The following is a 21,235-nucleotide window of genomic DNA, read 5'->3' as shown; positions in this document are numbered from 1 at the left end:
CAGGGAATGGATTATAAATAAAAAATAGCCCTGCAGAGATTGAACTCCACAGAGCCTGATAGATTTCATGATTGAAACAGCAGAATCGTCCCTATGTTTCTAAACCCTTATTCTCCTGTATCATCTTGATTGCTGTAATTTCTAATTGTACCGGTATGAGGAATTTTCACTTTAACATCTACAGTGATTGGCATATTTGCAAACCTTTGATCCCAATCTGTCTTTAATTCCTTCCAAGACTCAGGTGCAGAACGGTGTAAAGCATCACCAAAACCAAAAATATCTGTTTGATGTTTTTTTTGGGCAGCTTCTATAGACGCAATAATTACATCTTTAATATCTTTTTCAGCTTTTTTTTCGAGATCATAAATCGTGCTTATTTTATTTAAGTCTAAACTAGCGCATTCGACCTCAGCTACATTTGCCTCTACATTTAGCTTTATCAATCCTTTCGGGTCACCTTTCATCCCCTTTGTTTTTAAATCGGTCTTTGTGTTTAACACCTCTAATGATACTTTTCCCTCTTGTGGACAAGAAAAGGTAATAACTGTATTTTTCACTTCTCCAAGTGCATAATTTACCCCTTTGCCTTCCCCTTCGCTTAACCATCCTATTAATTTGTCATCCTTAAAAACAGCCAATCCATTGTATTTGAGTCTAACAGGAGGATCTAGATTCTCTATATTTTGTTTGGACCCGCCAGACTGCTTATCACTCGTTTTATAAACACTAGTTAAAACCGGGTTATCTCCTTCACTTGAAAGCTTTGAATCAAGTGTATCAAATGTAACGGACATGGATGGAGCCCAAACTTTCTCTGAAGTTTCAAGAGCATTATATAATTTGTTAGCTGGTATAGCCTCTAAAGAGGTCAGTACTTTCAAAACATCCTCTGCTCTTGAATCCTTTGCTACCACAATATTAAAGTCCGGTCTAAATTCATGATCTCTAGAAAAGAAATCTAGTGTTTTCCTAATCCCTTCTCTTGCTAACTCTTCCCCGAAAATGACTATTCTAAGATGAGCTAAGTATATTTTTCTGGGAGCGTTCGTTGTCATTTTCCTCAATGTTTCAAATAGGGTATCCCCCTTTTCTTGAAAAACAACGACAGGGGTACTTCTCCCCGCTCCTTTATTAGAAGCAATCTCAGCTGGATTGACAATTTGTACAGTGATTAGATATTGCTCATCTACTTTGTCAATCCCCATTGCAACCGCAATGGCTAGATCATTTAATTCTTTTCGAGCCCAACATCCTGTAGTAATCGTCAATATCGAAAGATAAATGCAAAAAATAAGGATTTTACGTTTCATTCGCGAACTCCTCTTATTCAAAATGGGCTTACAGTGATAGCCTAAGCGAATAAAAGCCAAACTATTCTTCCTCTATAAGAGGAGTTGTTCAAAGCTGAATTCATTTTAAGAGTAACCTTTTTTACGAGTATATTAAGAAGCAAGTTTGCAAAAAATAGGTATAAAAAAAGCGGGGATCATCTGTGGTTTTTTTAAAAAAATCAATAAGAAATAGGGGTATAAAAAATAAACATTCTAAACCAAAAAATCCTTCACAAAATCAACAACACTCTAGTAAATTAAGCATTCAATTAGAAGAAAACCTTCAAGAAATAAAAGAAACACTTGGATTCAGTGAAGACATCATTATCCGTGAGTTTCGTATCGGAAGGGAAAAATCAATAAAAGCTAGCATTATTTTTACCGATGGGCTCGTTGATACGATTTCTAACCAAGAATTCATCTTGGAATCATTAATGAGAGATTTTCCACAAGCAGATGTTAACAAGATAAGTATGGAAGATCTTATTCTAACTATAAAAGAAACAACCCTGACCGTTGCAGAAGTAAAAGATATTACTGATTACCAGTTGCTTTATGAATCCCTTTTTTCAGGACATGTCATTCTCTTAATCAATGGCCATTCCGTCGGATTGGCCATTAGCATGAAGGGAGGAAAGGAACGAAGTGTAACAGAACCATCTACCGAAAATTCGATAAGAGGGCCAAGGGAATCCTTAACAGAAAATATTCGTGTCAATACCGCCTTAATTCGCCGAAAAATCAATAACCCTAATCTTTGGTTAGAATCAAGAAAAATTGGAAAACAAACAAAGACGAATGTGTCTTTAATGTATATAAAAGGAATAGCCAATGAGGAAGTAATAGAAGAAGTAAGGAGCCGTTTGGATAGGATTAACATTGATAGTATCCTGGATTCTTTATATATTGAGGAGTTCATTCAAGATACTACTTTTACCCCTTTTCCAACCATCTATCATTCTGAACGCCCAGATGTTGTCGCAGCAAACCTTTTAGAAGGAAGGATCGCCATTCTTGTTGATGGAACCCCGTTTGTATTGATCGTTCCAGCTATATTTGTCCAATTTCTTCATGCTCCAGATGATTATTATAGTCGTGCCGATATTACAACACTATTACGTATCTTACGATTTATCGGTATATTAATCGCACTGTTAGGACCATCCGTCTATATTGCGATTACGACCTTTCATCAAGAGATGCTGCCAACCCCATTGTTAATTAGTCTGGCAGCGCAGCGTGAAGGCGTCCCGTTTCCAGCATTTATAGAAGCTCTTATGATGGAGGTTACATTTGAAATCTTACGTGAATCAGGATTGAGATTGCCAAAGGCTATTGGTCAGGCTGTATCGATTGTTGGAACTCTAGTCATAGGGACCGCGGCAGTAGAAGCAGGAATCGTTTCAGCGGCGATGGTTATTGTTGTTTCCATTACTGCGATATCCAGTTTTATTGTTAGTTCTTATAATTTATCCATTGCCATTCGAATGCTCCGTTTTCCATTCATGGGATTAGCTGCTTCATTTGGTTTTTTTGGAATAACGTTTGGGATTACTGCAGTCATTCTTCATTTATGCAGTTTAAAATCCTTTGGTGTACCTTATATGTTACCATTTGCTCCTTATATGAAAGAAGATCAAAAGGATGCCTTATTTCTTTTTCCAAGGTGGGCACAATCCACACGTCAACGTTCAATTAGTCCAACGAATATAAAAAGACAGGATTCAGATATTCCGAAACCGGACCAAGGAAATAATTAAAATGGACGTGTTGTAAAATACTAGGATTTCAAGTCGGTATGGTATGAGAGGAGTTTTCATGTGATATCAATAGTTGTAATAGTAGCAGCTGTGATTATTATTGCGATCGATGTCCCCTATCTAAAAAGAAATAAGTTAAAAAAAGAACTATGGGTATTTACGATTCTTCTATTGATTGGCGTTGGTTTATCTATGGCACATAGTTTTCATATATCCCTTCCTAACCCAATGAGAGGAATAAATACGATCCTTCATCCTTTAAGTAACTATTTGTATGAACTTTTAACATAATCAGTGAGGGAAAAGCCGATGCTTGAAAATGAAAAAATTTCAGTTCACCAATTTAGGGTTTTAGTCACCTTTTTTACGATTGGAACGAGTATTCTTGTGTATCCAGCCATTTTAGCAAAATACGCAAAACAGGATGCTTGGTTAGTTGTGATTATTAGTATGAGCCTAGGGCTAGCCGTTCTATGGATGTTTAGCAGGATTGCTCAGCTTTTCCCGAATATGAATATTGCTCAAATGAATGAAAAAGTATTTGGAAAGTGGCTTGGGAAATTATTTACCGTTTTTATGGTTTGGAACGCATTTCTTGCTTCTGGAGAACTTCTACACTATTCAGGTGTTTTCTTTCGGATCAATCTCATGCCAGAAATCCCAATAGAGGTCCTTCATATCATGACAGCCCTTCTGTTGGTCATGGCTGTCCGCATCGGTTTGGAAACATTTTCACGTGCAGCCGAAATATTTTGGGTGCTCTTTATCTTCCTTTTTTTAGTGATGTTTTTTGTGATACCTGAAATCAAGTTTGAACATATACAACCCGTCTTAGAAAATGGCTTAAAGCCATTGCTTTACCCTACGCTAATATTACTAAGTTTTTCTACATTTAATGCTATTTATTTGTTAATGATCTTTCCAGCACATGTAAGCAATCCCCAGAAAGCACAAAAAGCCTTTTATATAGGACTAATCATAGGGGGAATAATCACTTTTATTACAACCATATTAGCTATTTTAGTTTTAGGAGCGGAACTCACGGCAAGACTTCGTTTCCCCGTTTATTTATTAGCCCAAAAAATTAATGTAGGTGAATTTGTGAAACGAATAGAAGTCATCGTTGCGACCATGTGGTTTATAGCCGTCTATTTTAAGATGATTCTATACTTTTATGCATGTTGTTTGGGGATTGGACAAATTTTGAACTTAAAAAGTTATCGTCCCATTGTTTTACCAATGGGGATGATTCTAACTGCATTTGCTTCCATGATGTTTCCGAATGTAGTTGAACAGCAGCAATGGGATGTGAGGGGGACGTTAATTCTTAGTAACATTGCAGGAGGATTTCTGCCACTGCTTGTATTAATTGTTGGATATATCCGAAGTAAAACTTAGTTCCGTCACTGGTGAAACATGGGGAGGGTTCGAGACCACTGAAAAAGTGTTCACTTTAAACAATGGATGAGAAGTCTTATCAATATACAGTAAATAAAAGGCATTGATTGCTTACATATAGTAGGTAATCAATGCCTTATTTTCCTTCAATGGACTTTTTCAGCAGCCCTGAACCGTTCTGCCTTTTCTTCTAGTTCGCAGATGAGTAGAAATCACTCATTTCTACGTTGTAATTCTTCTCTGTTAAAATCTTATATAGCTGACCAATATGATCGTGATTTTTGGTTTCAACGGAAATCTCAAGTTCGGCATAGCCAGGATAGATATTCTTACCCATTCGGTTGAGGTTCACCGATTGAATATTTGCATCAAGGTCTGTGATTGTACTTAATACTCTTTCCAGTTCACCTGGTTTATCTTTTAAGGTAATGGTAAACGTAACATATCTTCCTGACTCCACCATGCCATGTTCAATAATTCTAGAAATAAAGTTCATATCGACGTTTCCGCCGCTTAATACGGCAACGACTTTTTTCTCTTTCAGCTTCAGTTTTTCATAAATCAGTGCAGAAAGGGAACAGGCGCCTGAACCCTCTACAAGCAGTTTATTTCTCTCTAATATCATGAGCATGGTTCTTGCAATTTCCATTTCATCTACACAATAAATATCATCCACGTATTTTTGAACAATATCGAAAGTTTTCAGCCCCGGTTTTTTAACGGCAATTCCGTCAGCCATCGTGGGCTGTGATTTGACCATAACCGGTTTATTTTCTGCTAATGAATGCTTCATGCTTGGACAAGCAGAGGTTTGAACCCCATATACAGAAATATGGGGGTTTTTCTCCTTCACTGCCATCGCGACACCAGCAATCAGTCCGCCTCCGCCAACAGGGCAAATAATCGCTTCAACATCTGGAAGCTGATCAAGAATCTCTAACCCGACCGTTCCTTGTCCTGTAATGACAGCCTCATCATCAAAGGCATGAATAAAGGTGGCGCCCATTTGCTCTTTCAGTTCTAAGGCATAGGCGAGGGCATCATCAAATACAGAACCCTCTAATACGACTTCTGCGCCATATTGCTTAGTAGCTTCTACTTTACTAAGTGGTGCGCCTTTAGGCATGACAATGGTGCAGGGAACGCCAAGCATTTGACTAGAATATGCAACACCTTGAGCATGGTTCCCGGCTGAGGCTGCTACTACACCCTTTTTTAACTCTTCCTTTGATAGGGAGATTAGCTTATTATAGGAGCCCCTTACTTTGAACGAGCCTGTCTTTTGTAGATTTTCCAGTTTTAAATAGACCTCATTATGTGAAAGCCGGCTAAATGTTTTTGAATAATCAAGGGGAGTGGTGTAGACAATTCCCTTCATCTTCTCCCGTGCAATGATTATATCATCGATGTTCATCCTATACTCTTCCTTTCGTCCATCCAGAGTTCTTCTTTTTAGGATGCACGAGAAGAGGTAAACTATGTGTGAAACGTGAGGATGGTTCTCACGTTTCATTTATAATTTGAGGCATGGCATCAATGAAACAGGGGAATTGATCTAGCTGTGTTTACTACAAACAGCAGAACCGTCCGAGACCGCTGAAAAAGTGTTCACTTTGAATAATGGATGAAAATCTCCATCAATATACAGTAAACAAAAGACATTGACCAACTACATATAGTAGGGGGTCAATGTCTTATTTTCCTTCAATCGACTTTTTCAGCAGTCTCGAACCGTCCCAGCGTTTCACCTTTAAATGATTTTCTAATCATTTTTTAATCATTCTCTAAGTATCTATTAGTTTTTTGATAGTACATTACATGTAGTAAATGTATATTTGGAGGAATAGTTAATGAAAATTGTAATTGTACCGTCAGGGTTTAAAGAATGTTTAGATGCTGAGGAAGTGGCTTTAGCAATGGCACGAGGAGTGAGGAATTTTGATCCGTCTATTGATTTGGAAGTGATTCCGATGATTGATGGCGGAGAAGGATTTGCGAAAGCAGTCACTCACATAAAAGGTGGAGAATTAATAGAGACTGAAGTGACAGGGCCGGTCGGCGAGAAAGTGATGAGTCATTTTGGGATTTTTGTAGAGAACAATAAACGAACGGCTGTGATTGAAATGGCGGCTGTAGCTGGGTTGAAGCTAGTCCCTCGTGATCAAAGGAACCCATTGATAACAACAACCTATGGTGTAGGAGAATTAATTGTATCTGCTCTTGATTTAGGGGTTGATCATATTTTAATAGGTTGTGGTGACTCTGGTACATCTGATGGTGGTGCAGGAATGGCGCAAGCATTAGGGGTTCGTTTTTTAGATAAGAAACAACAAATTGTTCATATCAACGGTGGAGAGGATTTATTGCAGGTAGATTCTCTTGATCTAACCAATTTAGACAAGCGTTTACAGCATGTATCCATTAATGTGGCATGTAACTGGCAGAACGTTTTATGTGGGGAAAAAGGAGTTGCACGAATCTTTGGGCCACAAAAAGGTGCGACACCAGAACAGGTTGAAAAATTATCATTATCCTTGGAACATTATGCAACGCTCATTCAAGAAGCGGTAGACATCGATGTTCGTTCATTACCGGGCAGTGGAGCATCAGGAGGGTTAGGGGCAGGACTAATTGCTTTTACAGGTGCTATATTACATCCGCGATTCGATATCATTATGGATTACATCCATATAGAAGAGAAAATTTTAACAGCAGATATTGTGTTTACTGCAGAAGGCAGTTTAGATTTCCAAACACCAAACGGAAAAATTCCAGCGGAAGTTGCACGAATTGCAAAAAAATATAACATCCCAGTGATTGCCATTGCCGGAACAATTGGTAAAGGGGCAGATGCAAACTATCAGGCAGGTATAGATGCCTATATCAGTATTATTCCAAAACCAACTTCTTTGGAAAAGGCGATGAAAAAAGCACCAAAATGGATTGAAGAGAGTACGGAGTCCGTGTTAAGACAGGTTGCGATTGGCTTAGCAATGGCTAAAAGAAAAGTTCTTAAAGAGGGCGTTTATCAAAAATGATCACAAGAATAGAGAAACAGGCTGAAAAGAGTAACAGAATTAAACAGTGGATCAATCAATTATCGACTAAGTCATTAGTGATTATCAGCTTACACGTCCTAATCTTAGTCGTCATCGTATGGATTGATGGTTTGGACTATGAGGCAAAGATATCCTTATTTGCTTTTTTATCAGCCATGACGTTATGGATTACCACTAAAATACCTGCTGGATTTGTAGCAATTTCACTCATTATGTTCATTGTTATAATGGGTGCAGAAACCCCTGATTTGTTATATGAATCTTTATCAGAAGAAGTGGTGTGGTTAATGGTGGGCTCTTTTATTATCGGTGAAGCCGTTAAGCAGTCCCAGTTAGCAGAACGATTAACCGGATTTATATTGAGAAAGTGTCATAAAAAAAGCAATGTGCTCCTTGGAGTAAGTTCAATTTTATTTGCCTCCGTATTTTTTATTCCATCTACCTCAGGTCGAGCAGCATTATCCATGCCAATGATTCAACAGCTGGGTGTAAAATTTTCTACTAAGGAACAAAAAGTGCTGGCTATTTTAGCCCCTGTGATTATCTTAATGAGTACATCAGCCACATTAATAGGGGCGGGTTCTCATTTAATAGGGATTGGCTTACTTGAAAGTACGGTCAATCAATCCATTTCCTTTAGCAGGTGGTTGATTTTGGGAGTTCCATTTGCCATAGTGATTTCACTTGTCTCATTGTTTATAATAAAATGGAGCTTGTGGCCGAAAGATGAATTGGGGACAACAGAAAACGTACAAACGGTAGAAAAAGTGATGGTAAAACGGCCAATGAATGGAAAAGAAAAGAAGATCATCATCTTAATCTCAGTGTTAATCGCAGGTTGGATGACTGAAAGGATACATGGCTATGATATCGCATTTATTACGATGATCGGTGCGCTTCTAGTCATGACACCGAATTATGGAATGATTAGTTGGAAACAAGGAATGAAGTCAGTATCTTGGAATTTAATTCTATTTGTTGCTGCTGCAACTGCACTTGGAAAAGTGTTAGTGGATACAGGTGCAGTAAAATGGATCGAAACGAAAATGCTTCATGTTCTATATATGTTTATAGGTGCACCGGAATGGCTTATTGTATTGATCATCCTGCTTTTAACCGTATCCAGTCATTTGTATATTACATCACATACAACACGCGCAATCGTTTTTATTCCAAGTTTATTATTATTTAGTGAAACGATAGGGGTTAACCCTTCGACGGTTGTTTTTTTAAGTTTAATAGGTATGAACTATTGTGTGACTGTTCCTGTCAGTTCAAAAGCATTACTCCTCTTTTATGAGGAAGGTGAAATCTCCTATGATGCCAGTAATCTATTAAAAATAAGCGCCATACTCATGCCTCTTTATATACTAATCATGATGCTGTTCTATTTTACTTATTGGCAGTGGGTGGGGTTACATTTATAAATCAGGAGGTGAAATAATGGATAGTCACATATTAATTATTGAAGATGATGAGGGAATTGCGCGAGTGATTCAATTAGAATTAGAACATGCAGGTTATCAAGTAAGTATTGCCTATACGGGTAAAGAAGGGCTATCCATTTTAGAGCAGGAAGAAATTGATTTAGTTCTTTTAGATGTCATGATACCTGAATTAAATGGAATGGAAGTGCTAAGACGAATTCGTCGTGAGAATAACGAGATTGTTATTATTATGCTGACGGCACGTGATTCCGTTTACGATAAAGTAAGCGGATTAGATTTAGGTGCGAATGATTATATGACAAAACCATTTGAAATCGAAGAATTGCTTGCACGAATCCGCTCTAATCTTCGGTTTAAACCTAAGAGTGTAAAAAAGGATGATTCTAGTGTTTATCGTATTCACTCCATTTCGATTCATACACATACAAGAGAAGTGTTTAAAAATGACTGTATGGTAGATTTGACACCGCGGGAGTATGATCTCCTGCTTTATTTAGTTAAGAACAAAAATCGTGCACTTGAGCGTGAACAGATTTTAAATGAAGTATGGGGAATGGATTATTATGGTGATACGCATGCTGTAGATGTGTATATTCGATATTTGAGAAAAAAATTAACTGACACGAAGGACGATCTATTTATCCAAACCGTTCGCGGTGTCGGCTATATGATTAAGGATGAATAATGAGATTACGAACGAGGATTCAGCTATCGATGACTGTTGTATTGATGGTACTCATTATGGCCAATACATCGATTTATTTCATTTTCAAAAATTCCGTCATTACTTCTGAAATGAATCGATTAACCAATAAAACAGTGAATACCCTTAAAGAACTCAATACTCATTCAAATTTAGCGATGGAACAAGTGCTGCAGGCCTATTTAATTAGTAATGGTATGATTCGTGTGGTGAATAGCAGCCACAAACCTATTATTCAAGTGACAACAAACAATGACTATTTTAATATACCTAGTAAATATGACGATGATCAATTTGAGGAAGTAGTTCAATATAAAGATTCCATGTATGTGGTTGTTTCCATCCCTACAATTAATGAAAATGGGGCCATTGTCAATTTACAAGTTGTTGAGAATGTCGATGCTCTATTTGGTAACATTAATGAATTAAAATGGGTGTTTACATATACAACGATGATTGTCATTATTATTTTTTCTTTAACCAGTAGGTTTTTAGGGCGTATGATTTCGTTTCCCATTAAACGTCTGACTCAAACGATGAATGTAATCGAAAAAGATGGATCATTTGAAAAAATATTAATTGCGCATCATACGAAAGACGAATTATCTGAAATGGCCATGACATTTAATCGAATGATTACAAGATTAGAAAAAAGTTATTTAAAGCAGGAACAGTTTGTCTCTGATGCTTCTCACGAACTGAAGACACCTTTAACTGTCATTGATAGTTATGTGAAAATATTAAAACGCTGGGGGAAAGAGCGTCCTGATATATTAGAAGAAGCCATTGACTCCATTGGGGCTGAATCAAGCCGGATGAAATATTTAACGGAGCAATTGCTGCTATTAGCAAAAGCTGAAGAATGTATTGAAAATGAAAAATACAAAGTTAACATTGTACCAATCGTCGAGAAGACCATTCATCGATTACAGCAAGCTTTTAAGCATGAAATCTATTTAAAAAGTGAGCAGCGAGAGATTCATACGTATATTCATGAACCTAGTTTTGTTCAAGTACTTGTTATTTTGTTAGATAATGCAAAAAAATATAGTGATGATGATATTAAGGTAGAGATAAAAGAATGGGAAGAAAGTGTGAGTATTATGGTGATGGATAAAGGGGCAGGAATACCATTTGAGGCCCAAGCACATGTTTTTGATCGATTATATCGTGTTGATAAAACAAGGAGCCGAAAAACAGGAGGATCAGGTTTAGGGCTATCAATTGCAAAGCGAATCGTTGAACAACACGATGGTTATATAAACCTTGAAAGTGTTGAAGGACATGGGGCGACTTTTACAGTCACATTGCCGAAAAATGGCGGTGTAACAAGATGAAGTTAAAAATTTGTCTTATTGCGTTTATCATTCTAGGCTTATCCTATTCATTGTTTCTAATTTTTATAAAAGATAATCCTAAGACGATTTCACAAAAAGAAGCTGAAGCAATCGTTACTAATTTTTATGGAGGAAAAGTCATAAATACAAAGCTAGAAAAAGAGAATAGCGACTATCAACTTATGTTTGAAAATAAAAAAGGAGTTTACAAGGTTTCAGTTGATAGCGAAACGAAGAAAATTAGTAATATACGACTGATTGAAAAAAAGGAAGCCTTGATAACCATTGAAGAGGCCCAAAAAAATATAGAGAAAGAATTAAACGGCCAGGTTGGTCAAATGAGAGAAATCAAGAAAGAAGGCCAACCTTTCGTAGAAGCGACTATTGAGAAAGATAACAAGCATTATCGTATAGAATATGATTTGAAAGAGAAAACCATTGTATCTAATCAGGAAATGGTGAGTAGTGTAAGCAACCCGTCCAATATTTCAGAACAGAAAGCAAAAGATATTGCGTTACAGCAAATTAAGGGTGAAATCACGGATTTATCCATCGTAAATACTCAAAATGGAAAGCACTATAAAGTGACAGTAGACGATTATTCAGAGGGTGCCCATGTATATGTTCAGGCAAACACAGGAAATGTATCATCCATATCATGGTATTCGGAACAGCCACAGCCGCAAACTCAACAACAACCAAGTAACATAAAAAATGACGATGCTGATGATGAACGTGATGAAAATGATGATGACAGCATGGATGAAGCTGATGATCATGATGACGATGATGAAGTTGAAAGTTCTTACTAGGTGAAACAAGGGGACGGTTCGGGACAGCGAAAAAGTCAGCACTTTGAATAAGTAGGAAGCTAGAAGCGTCTTTGCGTTTCAGAGACATTGAATAGCCATAATCAAGGTAATTTTATTGGGCTAAAACAAAACGACTTTGGCAAGGAGGATTTTGAGGAATTCTTTGACTACGAAGAGACCATTGACTATAAAACAGGTACCTGTCAGTCAATCTAAGGAAACCGAGGGAAGCTCCTCGGTTTCTTTTAATACGGTTCTCACGTTTCTTTTGTAAAGATTGAGCAGCAGAGTAATTATAAATAAAAAGAAAGCCCTGTAGAGATTTAATCCCCACAGAGCTTGCTAGAATGAATGATTGAAACAGCAGAACCGTTCCCCGTTTCACTTCATGGTATGACCGGCAAAATTTCATCATACATATCAACAAACATTCATGATGTGTGAGTGGGGGAGATAGGGTTGATGTCGGTTGGTTTTGAGTTGTTTACAAATCAAGTGCTTTCTGTTATGCCAGGCGATTGCTTTTCGATGGTTATCATACAACAAGGAAAAAAGTGGGCCTCTTCTGCTGGAAAGGATGTTTACCATGTGGATCGTTTGATACTGCCCAATAAAAGAATAGCGGCTACTGGCCGAATTCATTATTTATCGACCAGTACGACCAATTCGTATGAAGCCCTGCAAACGATTCCCTGTATACCGATTCCTTTGTCTGACAAGGAGAGGCCGAATATGGGTGTAGCGTTAGCAGTATCAAATGAAAAACTGGCAGCCCAAATGAAAAAAATCAGTTATCTTTCCTTCGTCATGCAACATTCAAAAGGTGACATTCGAGTTCCTCTTTATCTAGACCCGCATGCATTCAAAACCATTTCGTCTACTGAATTCCATTTAGATCTTTCACGTCAACTGGAAAAACATCTTCCATTTTCTTAAAGTAAAATCGGTGAAAGAATCATGACAAGTAGAAAAGCTGTAATTAGACGCATGGCAATCCCTAAAGCGGCAGCTCCCATCGCTTCTTTTTCAGTTAAATCTGAATTGGCCGCCCAGATGACAGGAATTTGACCAAATACGGTAGATAACGGCAGCCCAGATGAAGCTAAAATAAAGGAACCAATGACTAATTGCGGGTCCAATGAAGAAGCTGTTTCAGCAAGTGTACCCATAGCTAAGGTCGGGCTTGCTAAAATGGATAGAATACCAGTCTCTGGATCAATATTTAACGCTAAGAGAACGGAGGAAAGACCCGATTCAATAGATGACCATATACCGATATAGTCTAAAACCCCAATCACAGCAAAAACGACTGCTACAGCAGGAATAATAAGCAAGAATAAAAGCTCGGCACCCTCTCTGGCCGCATTAAACAAAGTCGGTAAAAACCTTGTCTCCGGAGTGAACCTTGGTAAATCCTCCAACTTCACTGCTTTCGTGTTACGGTAAATCGTTTTGGAAAGGAGCCAAGGGACAAAGATAACAGGAATAAATACAGCTAACACGACAATGACGAACGCATTGACGCCAACAGCGGTTAAGGCCACCAGTCCTAACATAAAGGTGGAAAAGGATTGCTGAGACTGAACCATCGTCGCAACGGCAATTTTTTGTTCATCCTTTGTTGCTCCTGAGCGAACTAAGATGGGGCCTGCAATTTTTCCAGCGGCATTAATATCACCGAGGATATTATAAATACTGGGGATCACCACGGAAGAATTGATTTTCATGAGCTTTGTGATCGGAATAAATAGTCTCATCAGTGCATCTGTAAAGCCTAATCGTTCCAACGTGCGTCCGATAATGACGCTCACGATAATGGCGACCCCAACAGTACCTGTTAAAAAGACATTAACGACCGTCGGAAACACACGATCAACGACGGAGTTAAAGAGACCGGCGAGAGTACCGGGAGAGATTAATAAAACAAGTAATGAAGAAATAACCAAAGCTACCCCAACAAACTCGATTCGTGTCCATTTTCGTTTTTCCGGCTGATGGGCTGGGACGGATTGGACCTGTTCTACTGTTTCAGCATTGAATTCACTCATGTACATCGCTCCTCACAATTATTGATTGCTGATTGCTTTCGTTAATAAGTGCTGTGAAGCCATTTCTTGAGCATAACGCTTCATTTCCGGTGTTCCCACTGCATTCAAAGAGGTACTTGTAATTCTTTCGCGAAAAATAACGACCTCGACAGAAGGTAATAGCGACTGAAGGGCGTAGGCAAGCGGCAGCCCATTTTCCAAAATTTCCAACACATGACAGTTGCCGACGATAAAATTGAGTCCCAGTTCTTTAGCTGTTTCAATTAATGGATGTCCATCATAGACACGACTAATGGAGGCGAGCACCGTGTCAGCTTCTGGATGCTCTTGAACGGCTTGTCTTAAATTCTCTGGTGAAAAACCGGTATGAGGAAAGATGTGTAAAATATGTCGGACAGGACTATTTTCATCTCCTAACCAAATTTTTCCCTTTGTTACCAGACTTGTTTCGGTAATCGATGAGGCACCGCGAATTTCTTTTTCCGTAAATAATAAGGCTTCTTCTTGGTCTAATCCCATGTATTGATCAAGACGCTTTAATATGTCTCCTAATGTATTCACGTTTTCAAGGGTTTTTCCGACAAATAGAACATTGCCATGATTGCCGCCATAGGATATTTCTGTGCGGTATGCTTGATGGCCGTGCAAATACGAGATTCCTGGATGTAATCCATGGAAGGCCTCATGAAGTTCAAAAGCAGCCACATGATATAGGTCAAGATAATTTTTCAACGTGACGCCCCCTGAATTGGCTGCCTCCGCAATAGGATGATGAGCGATAATGGCATCGACTCCTGTGGCACCTGCTAATTCAATGCTGCCTTCTGTCATGGTCATCGTTACAGCTATTTTGCTCACTTTTTGATCAAGATGGCCATAGACAAGACCAGGTGTTTCAATGATATCCTTTCCTGGAAGATTGGAGGATTTCATCATCACAAATGGATGATCTCCACTTGTTATATCCGCCAGCGATTTAACCACCCTGCCGCCTGTTAATTGGTCTAAAGCCTCTAGTACATCCTTTACTGTTTGCATGTCTTGTCCTCCTTTTTTATATAGGAAAAATAAAAAACCGCCAATACAAATCAAACAGAATTAATCTGTTGGATAGTATTGACGGTTGTACTGCGCTCTATTAGTAAGAGTTCATTCTACCAGTCCACTATTAGGTTATAAACCGGATATATAGTTTCTAGCATCTTGATCAAGGATAATAATCGTAACGGAACATTCAATTTCTGGATCATAATCTTTCATAATCGAAAGGACCTTCATTCCGTATTTATCTTCCATGATTTTCTTTAATTCCATTTTGAAAGAATCAATGATAGTGACATCGACTATACGGGTAATCAGGCGATTGCTTTCGTCCAAATATTTCAGAGACGAAATTCGTTTATGAGTGGCGAAAATAATCACTTTTTCCCCTAATATATCAACCTTTTGACTTTTGACACCAATGTCAAACATCCGAAGGTTAACTGTATTATAGTCTTTAATTAACTCTTGTTTAAATTGACCGGGTGACAAGATCATCTTACATCACCTTGACTTTATGTTAGTTATAATTTTTAGAATATTATGATTTTTATAGTAGCACAAGAATATTTATTTGTAAATAATCATTTTAAAGATTTGATAGATTGCTATGATGGTTCTCGCGTTTCCTGGGTATAAATGGAGAGATAGTATTCCATAATGGAGAGGAGCAAAGAGGAAGAAGGCGGTATAAGAATGCATCATTATTTATCTATTGCTATCGAGTTAATTGCAGGATTAGTGATCTTATTTATTATCCTTAAAATATTAGGTAAAACTCAATTTTCCCAAATTACTCCTTTTGACTTTATTTCCGCACTTATTTTAGGAGAATTGGTAGGGAATGCGGTATATGACAACGGGACACATCTGGGCGATGTTCTATTTGCCGCTTCGGTTTGGGGAGCAATTATTTATGTAGTTGAAGTTGTCACTCAAAAGTTTAAAAATACAAGGAAATTTCTAGAAGGAGAGCCGAGTATTGTTATCAATAAGGGGAAGATAAACTATAATTCATTAAAGAAAAATAATATGGATATGAATCAACTGCAAAGCTTAATCAGACAACAAGGCTACTTTTCCATTCAGGAAGTAGAATACGTTATTTTAGAAACAAATGGGATGCTTAGTGTCCTTCCAAAATTCAAATATGACACACCAAAGGCGGGTGATCTAAATTTGCCTTCAAAACCTGTCAACTTGCCAATCACGTTAATACTCGAAGGGGAGGTTATTTACAATAATTTAAAAGAATATGGCCTAAATGATCAATGGCTAAAAGAGCAATTAGCAGCACAAAATATTAACGATTACAAATCTGTTCTATTTGCTGAATGGCAGCCTAATCAACCTGTTTATGCTCTTAAATATGAACACAAAGCTTAGAAACGTTGAGAAAATCTGTCACTGAAACGTGGGGACATTCTCGCGTTTCTATTTTTTTTACGATGGAAACAGCAGAACCGTCCCGGCGTTTCACAAATCAGGCCCGGCAAGATGAATGGACTGCTTCACAATCTCGTTGGGAGATTAATGGACGAGAAACAGATCCTGTCCTTATAATAGAAATAGAGGTTACGTGAAAATATATATGTAGGGGCAGTGCTATGAATATAAAAATGCTTGTTTTAGATGTCGATGGAACATTGACTGACGGAAAAATATATATCGGTTCACAAGGGGAATTGATGAAAGCTTTCAATGTGAAAGATGGGTTAGGGATTGTTAAGCTTCAAACCCATGAGATTGTACCTGTCATTATTACGGGTCGCGTATCAGGAATAGTAGAACAAAGGGCAAAAGAGCTGGGGATAACCGAGGTCCACCAAGGCATAAAAGATAAGGTGAAGGTACTAAAACAAATAGCTGATCGATATCAATATGATTTGAAAGAACTTGCTTATATTGGTGATGATGAGAATGATATAGAAGCCATGAAGTTGTGTGGATGGGTTGGATGTCCTGCAGATGCAGCAGATTCTGTTATAGCGATTGCCGATTATGTTTGTAAAAGAAACGGCGGAGAAGGCGCAGTCAGGGAATTCATTGATTATTTGTTGTGAAACGCGAGAACCGTCGCCTCCCTGTTTCGGCTGGACCCTATGTTTCAAAACAAAAAGCCGTCCCCACCTGATGGAATCGGCCTTTTGTTGAACGTATTTCTTTGAAAACTATTCAGCAGTAAAGTTTGGAAGCGTATTTCTTAGTACGCTAAATACTTGTTGCACTTGTTCAAGTTTCTCTTGATCAGATAAATTGGACAGATTGCCTACAGAGCCAGCTCTAATACATAACGGACCAATATTTAACTGAATTAAACCTAACAACACTACTGTAGTCGTACAAGGAATGTTTATACAGAGTAAATCACTATCTTCACAAACTGTTCCTTCAGGACATGTAGGGCATTCCTCTATTTGCTGCTCTACCACTACATTTTTCTTAGTTGCCATAGGATGTCACCCCTTTCTTTTGAGATACTCTAATATATGAGCACGTCCATTTATTTGAAAGGGACAAACACCTTTTTTAAATACTTGGGTGAAACAGCGGGACGGTTCTGAACTGAACCGCTATTTCATTGTAAATGAGGATATCCCTGTTGGCGCAAGGCTTCGTATACCAATATAGCGGCTGTGCTTGAGAGGTTCAGTGAACGAACATTTTCGCCCATTGGGATTCTCAAAAAATGATTTCTATTTTCTTCTAGTAAATCTTTTGGCAGCCCAGATGATTCTCTTCCAAACATAAAATAATGTTCCTTTGACACATCACTGAAGTCAAAGGATGAGTGTGTTTTTTCGCCAAACGTCTCAATATAGTAAAACTCGCCTTGATTTTTTGCAAAAAAGTCATCTAATGAGTCATAGTATGTTATGTTCACACGTTCCCAGTAATCAATACCTGCTTTCTTGATCATTTCTTCATCTGTTGAAAAGCCAAGTGGCCGGATTAAGTGCAGGGATGTGTCCGTAGCGGCACAGGTACATGCAATATTTATCGTATTAGCTGGGATTTCTGGTTGATATAGTACAACATGAATTGGCAATGATGGTCACCTCTATCTTTCGTTTAACCTCCAAATTATAGCATACAGATGATGAGGATATGTACTTTCGAAAAGACGATCCTTTATTGCTTGTTTAGGTGCTTCTTCTCCGTACGCTTGGGCATAAAGTTCTTTAAGCGCCATTCGTAACGCCGCTTTTTTTCTGCGAGGATGTTCGCCAAAACCGATGCAATCCTTGAAAGGTGGATGATCCTGACAAACGGTAACGACTACAGAGTAGCGGTTACTGTAGCGAATAATTTCAAATTCGAGTTCATCGCCGGCCTCGTTAATAATTTGCTTAATTTCTCGTGAAATATAGTTCTTAGAAAGATAGTCTTCTTCCAAAATTCCATCGCCGCCTTATGTGAATGGGTGTCCCAAAGATTATGAATAAGAGTTTTCAAGAGCTGTTGAATAGCAACCATTGCACGGTATTGTATAAGGTTGCTTTTTTCATTATAAGATGAAAAGATAGTGGTTTTATATGGAAAAGGTGAGGAGTGTGTGACGGATTTTTGTCATTCGATTTCTTGAGCAGTAATTGTTTGATATCTTCTGAGAAAGGGCTAGGTGTGGTTTATGGGAGTTTGGTGCATTTGTTTGAAGGTGAGGGAGCATACGGGTAAGTGGTATGAGGAAGTAATCAATTAAGCGAAGGAGGAGTGATGCCTTCGATTGTGATGCCTGGAGAAGGAGAATGATAGAATCAGGAAATGAAACAAATGAGACATAGTTAATTAACATTGTTATGACCTATCATCAGATTAACAATGAAATATAAGTTTATCCTATTTCGTTATCTCGTGTGAGTGAACATACTCACAGCAAGTGGTTAGGTAAAGAGCAGACAGAAATTCTCCAAAGACTTTTGATTGACTACTTGCTCAAAATCATGTGGTTTTTGTAATGTAATTCCCCTTTGACTAGCAACTGAAATGATGAGACCTAATTCATAATACATATTTTTCGTTAATGTTCCTTTTTTGATGTTCATGGCTATTTCAGAATAAAATGATAGTAATAAATCAGTAGGTAATTTTTTATAAAAGTTCATTATGTATCCCTCGCTATAAAACAATATGAGTATCTTTCTCTAGATTAGGATTGATGGATATTTTACTTCTCTCAAGAATCATGACTAAAAATTTAAAGCGTTTTCATTATTGACATTTTATCTTCTATAAGCTTGCACTTTTAATATAAGTCAATTTTCTGAATTAGTCAAAAAGTTTTTTTGTATTTTTAGTGATTTTAATAAAAAAAATTAATAATAAATAGGAACGTTCTGCGGAGAATGAACATTCTCACAGAGCGTTCCTTTCATTTTGTTCTGATGGGACAAGGGATCCGTCTCCATTGGAGGATGAAGAAAACCGTCACTGATGGAAGTTTCCCTTTATTTCCTTAACGCTGTAAGAAATTTGTAGTTATTACCGATAAACTCTTCAAAAGCTGCTGAATAATTACTCCTCTGATTATATCTTTTTCGAATCGTTTCTATAATCTTTAGTGGAATCGGTTTTCCTTCAATTAAATGGTAATAACGATCATATCCTTTTTTTAAATGCTCCCATCTGAAATCATTTCCTGGTTGCACATATTCGGAAACATCAATGATCTTTGCTCTGCCGTTTTGCAGTAAAACATTTTTCAAATGGATGTCACGAGGATTTAATCCTTTTTGGCGCGCATACTCTCTTGCATCGTCAATGTCTTTAATAACCTGTTTGGGAATAGGAATACCTTGAACTAAGCAATCATATAAATTGATTCCTTCTTCAAAATTTAGAACAAGGTAATTATCTTTGAAACCAAAACATGTGGAAAAATAGGGTGAATCTCCTAATAATTCATAGACTTTCTTTTCTATTTGGATTTTCTCCATTTTATCATTTGCATACATTTTAAATGCATAGGCTGGAACATCAATGGATTGAAATACAGCTGCATCCGTTCCGATACCGATACACCTTAAATGATCGGAGGACCCATGGATTGATACGGGTTCGTTGTTTGGGTTTGATGAAATAGAAATGTTTGATAGAAAAATATCAGCAACCATCCAATCCTCTCTCATGATGAATCACTCCTTTAAAAAGTTTTTTTGTTATAGGCTGATGGACTAAGAGTGCAACGCTAGATTCCTATTATAATTAAAGGCCGCAATCTCCTGTTTGAATGTTTCTACTGCTTGATTATTCCTTACAGCTTGTTCAGCAAGTGAAGATAGATGCCTAGCAAAATATTTCGTTCGTCCGTTAGGAAGATATCTTCGTTTTCTTTTGTATACTTTTTGTAAGTTTATGTTTGTGTTCTCTATATAAGTACAATATTTCTAGTAAACTAATACATAGAATGAGCCAAACACCTCCAGCCATATAGCCTGCCAATACATCTGATGGATAATGTACTCCCAGGTAAATACGACTGATTCCTATTAATAAAATAACTAGACAACATAAAATTCCCCAGCCTGCCTTTGAAAGAGACTTTTGTTTGCTTCGTAAAATCAAATAGGCTAAAAAACCGTAGTAGGTTATGCTGCCCATGGAATGACCGCTAGGAAAACTGAAGCCATCCGCCTCAATGATTCGATTGACGTTGGGGCGTTCTCTCTCAAAAAAGTTCTTCAATAAAAGATTTAACAGACCTCCGCCAGCTACAGTAATGGAGTAAAATAGCATTCCATAGAGATTATTACGTTTCACAAATAACCAAATCATACTAATAATGAGAAGAAGGCCAAGGGTAAAAGTAGATCCCCATTCCGTCATAAACGACATGAAACTGTCCAAGGCTGGTGAAGAATAGGATCTGACAGCCTCAATAACCTTCTGGTCAAATAAGAATGGCTTCTTTTCCATTAAATTTATTGATAAAACAATAAACAGGTATAAACCAATACTAGAAAAAAGCAAACCAGTCATTCCCCACACTGTTATAGGAGGCGGGAACTCAGCCTCTATCCGTTTTCGAAACAATGTTTATCACTCCAATCTATTTCTTACTTCCCTGAAAGTGAAAAGGCCTTTACTACTAGTAGTAAAGGCCTGTAAAAGAAAAAGACCTTTACCATCTATACTGGTAAAGGTCTCGCTAGCAATGGATATTGCCAACAAAGCCGGGGACTCTCATCCCGGAATGACGACTTTGTTATAAAAGCTACTCCCCTTTAGAGGATCACGTTCATTTAGTTATTACTATTATAACGTTATAAACGTTGAAAGTCAAAGGAGGGCAGGT

The 21,235-nt window shown here is 37.7% G+C and carries 22 protein-coding genes; 11 read left to right on the top strand and 11 right to left on the bottom strand.

All coding sequences use genetic code 11. The annotated features are described in order from the left end of the window. Positions 1-107 precede the first annotated feature (107 nt). On the bottom strand, positions 108-1,313 hold the full coding sequence (locus tag F4V44_RS02445; protein WP_150438398.1) for a Ger(x)C family spore germination protein: 1,206 nt from the start codon (positions 1,311-1,313) through the stop codon (positions 108-110). A gap of 182 nt (positions 1,314-1,495) precedes the next feature. Here F4V44_RS02445 and F4V44_RS02440 point away from each other — a divergent pair, with 182 nt between their 5' ends. From F4V44_RS02440 to F4V44_RS02430, 3 genes are read left to right on the top strand one after another with little or no spacing between them, the layout of a single operon-like run. After that, positions 1,496-3,094 (top strand): spore germination protein, encoded by a 1,599-nt coding sequence (locus F4V44_RS02440; RefSeq protein ID WP_150438397.1) that lies wholly within the window; start codon positions 1,496-1,498, stop codon positions 3,092-3,094. Positions 3,095-3,154: 60 nt separating this feature from the next. Then, a complete protein-coding gene (locus F4V44_RS02435) occupies positions 3,155-3,385 on the top strand; it encodes a hypothetical protein (protein ID WP_150438396.1) in 231 nt (76 codons plus the stop codon). Positions 3,386-3,403: 18 nt separating this feature from the next. Beyond that, positions 3,404-4,492 (top strand): GerAB/ArcD/ProY family transporter, encoded by a 1,089-nt coding sequence (locus F4V44_RS02430; RefSeq protein WP_150438395.1) that lies wholly within the window; start codon positions 3,404-3,406, stop codon positions 4,490-4,492. 190 nt (positions 4,493-4,682) lie between these two features. On the opposite strand, the gene ilvA is transcribed toward F4V44_RS02430, so the two are convergent. Then, positions 4,683-5,906, bottom strand: coding sequence for a threonine ammonia-lyase (gene ilvA, locus F4V44_RS02425; RefSeq protein WP_150438394.1), 1,224 nt, complete (start codon positions 5,904-5,906; stop codon positions 4,683-4,685). A gap of 436 nt (positions 5,907-6,342) precedes the next feature. On the opposite strand from ilvA, the gene F4V44_RS02420 reads away from it, so the two are divergent. The 6 genes from F4V44_RS02420 to F4V44_RS02395 all read left to right on the top strand — a co-directional run bounded on the left by F4V44_RS02420 (position 6,343) and on the right by F4V44_RS02395 (position 12,787). Continuing rightward, complete coding sequence (locus F4V44_RS02420) at positions 6,343-7,530, top strand: glycerate kinase family protein (protein ID WP_150438393.1); 1,188 nt, start codon at positions 6,343-6,345, stop codon at positions 7,528-7,530. Continuing rightward, the gene (locus F4V44_RS02415; protein ID WP_150438392.1) at positions 7,527-8,978 is read left to right on the top strand and encodes an SLC13 family permease; all 1,452 of its coding nucleotides are present in this window, start codon (positions 7,527-7,529) and stop codon (positions 8,976-8,978) included. Before F4V44_RS02420 ends, F4V44_RS02415 begins: the two co-directional genes overlap by 4 nt. Positions 8,979-8,994: 16 nt before the next feature. Then, positions 8,995-9,684, top strand: a complete 690-nt coding sequence (locus F4V44_RS02410; protein ID WP_150438391.1) for a response regulator transcription factor — start codon at positions 8,995-8,997, stop codon at positions 9,682-9,684. Further along, entirely contained in the window at positions 9,684-11,039 is a 1,356-nt protein-coding gene (locus F4V44_RS02405; RefSeq protein WP_150438390.1) for a HAMP domain-containing sensor histidine kinase, read from the top strand. Before F4V44_RS02410 ends, F4V44_RS02405 begins: the two co-directional genes overlap by 1 nt. Then, the gene (locus F4V44_RS02400; protein WP_150438389.1) at positions 11,036-11,851 is read left to right on the top strand and encodes a PepSY domain-containing protein; all 816 of its coding nucleotides are present in this window, start codon (positions 11,036-11,038) and stop codon (positions 11,849-11,851) included. Before F4V44_RS02405 ends, F4V44_RS02400 begins: the two co-directional genes overlap by 4 nt. 462 nt (positions 11,852-12,313) lie before the next feature. After that, entirely contained in the window at positions 12,314-12,787 is a 474-nt protein-coding gene (locus F4V44_RS02395) for a hypothetical protein (RefSeq protein ID WP_150438388.1), read from the top strand. On the opposite strand, the gene F4V44_RS02390 is transcribed toward F4V44_RS02395, so the two are convergent. From F4V44_RS02390 to F4V44_RS02380, 3 genes are all read right to left on the bottom strand, one after another. After that, the gene (locus F4V44_RS02390) at positions 12,784-13,899 is read right to left on the bottom strand and encodes a hypothetical protein (protein ID WP_223881764.1); all 1,116 of its coding nucleotides are present in this window, start codon (positions 13,897-13,899) and stop codon (positions 12,784-12,786) included. The two genes, F4V44_RS02395 and F4V44_RS02390, sit on opposite strands and share 4 nt — an antisense overlap. An 18-nt stretch (positions 13,900-13,917) precedes the next feature. Continuing rightward, entirely contained in the window at positions 13,918-14,937 is a 1,020-nt protein-coding gene (locus F4V44_RS02385; protein ID WP_150438387.1) for a Nif3-like dinuclear metal center hexameric protein, read from the bottom strand. Between the two features lie 135 nt (positions 14,938-15,072). Further along, a complete protein-coding gene (locus tag F4V44_RS02380) occupies positions 15,073-15,438 on the bottom strand; it encodes a Na-translocating system protein MpsC family protein (protein ID WP_150438386.1) in 366 nt (121 codons plus the stop codon). Between the two features lie 198 nt (positions 15,439-15,636). On the opposite strand from F4V44_RS02380, the gene F4V44_RS02375 reads away from it, so the two are divergent. Next, positions 15,637-16,326 (top strand): DUF421 domain-containing protein, encoded by a 690-nt coding sequence (locus F4V44_RS02375; RefSeq protein ID WP_150438420.1) that lies wholly within the window; start codon positions 15,637-15,639, stop codon positions 16,324-16,326. 221 nt (positions 16,327-16,547) lie between these two features. Further along, positions 16,548-17,003 (top strand): KdsC family phosphatase, encoded by a 456-nt coding sequence (locus F4V44_RS02370; RefSeq protein WP_150438385.1) that lies wholly within the window; start codon positions 16,548-16,550, stop codon positions 17,001-17,003. Positions 17,004-17,111: 108 nt separating this feature from the next. Here the strand turns inward: F4V44_RS02370 and F4V44_RS02365 are convergent, their stop codons facing one another. From F4V44_RS02365 to F4V44_RS02340, 6 genes are all read right to left on the bottom strand, one after another. Next, positions 17,112-17,393, bottom strand: a complete 282-nt coding sequence (locus F4V44_RS02365; protein ID WP_150438384.1) for a hypothetical protein — start codon at positions 17,391-17,393, stop codon at positions 17,112-17,114. Between the two features lie 125 nt (positions 17,394-17,518). After that, positions 17,519-17,989: a tRNA (cytidine(34)-2'-O)-methyltransferase gene (locus F4V44_RS02360; protein ID WP_150438383.1), complete on the bottom strand. Its 471-nt coding sequence runs from the start codon at positions 17,987-17,989 to the stop codon at positions 17,519-17,521. Positions 17,990-18,001: 12 nt separating this feature from the next. Next, a complete protein-coding gene (locus F4V44_RS02355; RefSeq protein ID WP_191090528.1) occupies positions 18,002-18,337 on the bottom strand; it encodes a hypothetical protein in 336 nt (111 codons plus the stop codon). Between the two features lie 487 nt (positions 18,338-18,824). Next, positions 18,825-19,046: a hypothetical protein gene (locus F4V44_RS02350; RefSeq protein WP_150438382.1), complete on the bottom strand. Its 222-nt coding sequence runs from the start codon at positions 19,044-19,046 to the stop codon at positions 18,825-18,827. A 342-nt stretch (positions 19,047-19,388) separates the two neighbouring features. Beyond that, on the bottom strand, positions 19,389-20,069 hold the full coding sequence (locus tag F4V44_RS02345; protein ID WP_150438381.1) for a serine/threonine protein kinase: 681 nt from the start codon (positions 20,067-20,069) through the stop codon (positions 19,389-19,391). A 181-nt stretch (positions 20,070-20,250) separates the two neighbouring features. Beyond that, a complete protein-coding gene (locus F4V44_RS02340; RefSeq protein ID WP_150438380.1) occupies positions 20,251-20,973 on the bottom strand; it encodes a phosphatase PAP2 family protein in 723 nt (240 codons plus the stop codon). Positions 20,974-21,235 lie beyond the last annotated feature (262 nt).

The organism is Niallia endozanthoxylica, from assembly GCF_008710145.1.
GTDB lineage: Bacteria > Bacillota > Bacilli > Bacillales > Cytobacillaceae > Bacillus_BD > Bacillus_BD endozanthoxylica.
Note: the sequence above shows the minus strand (reverse complement) of the source record. Positions and strands in the feature narration are given on the sequence as shown.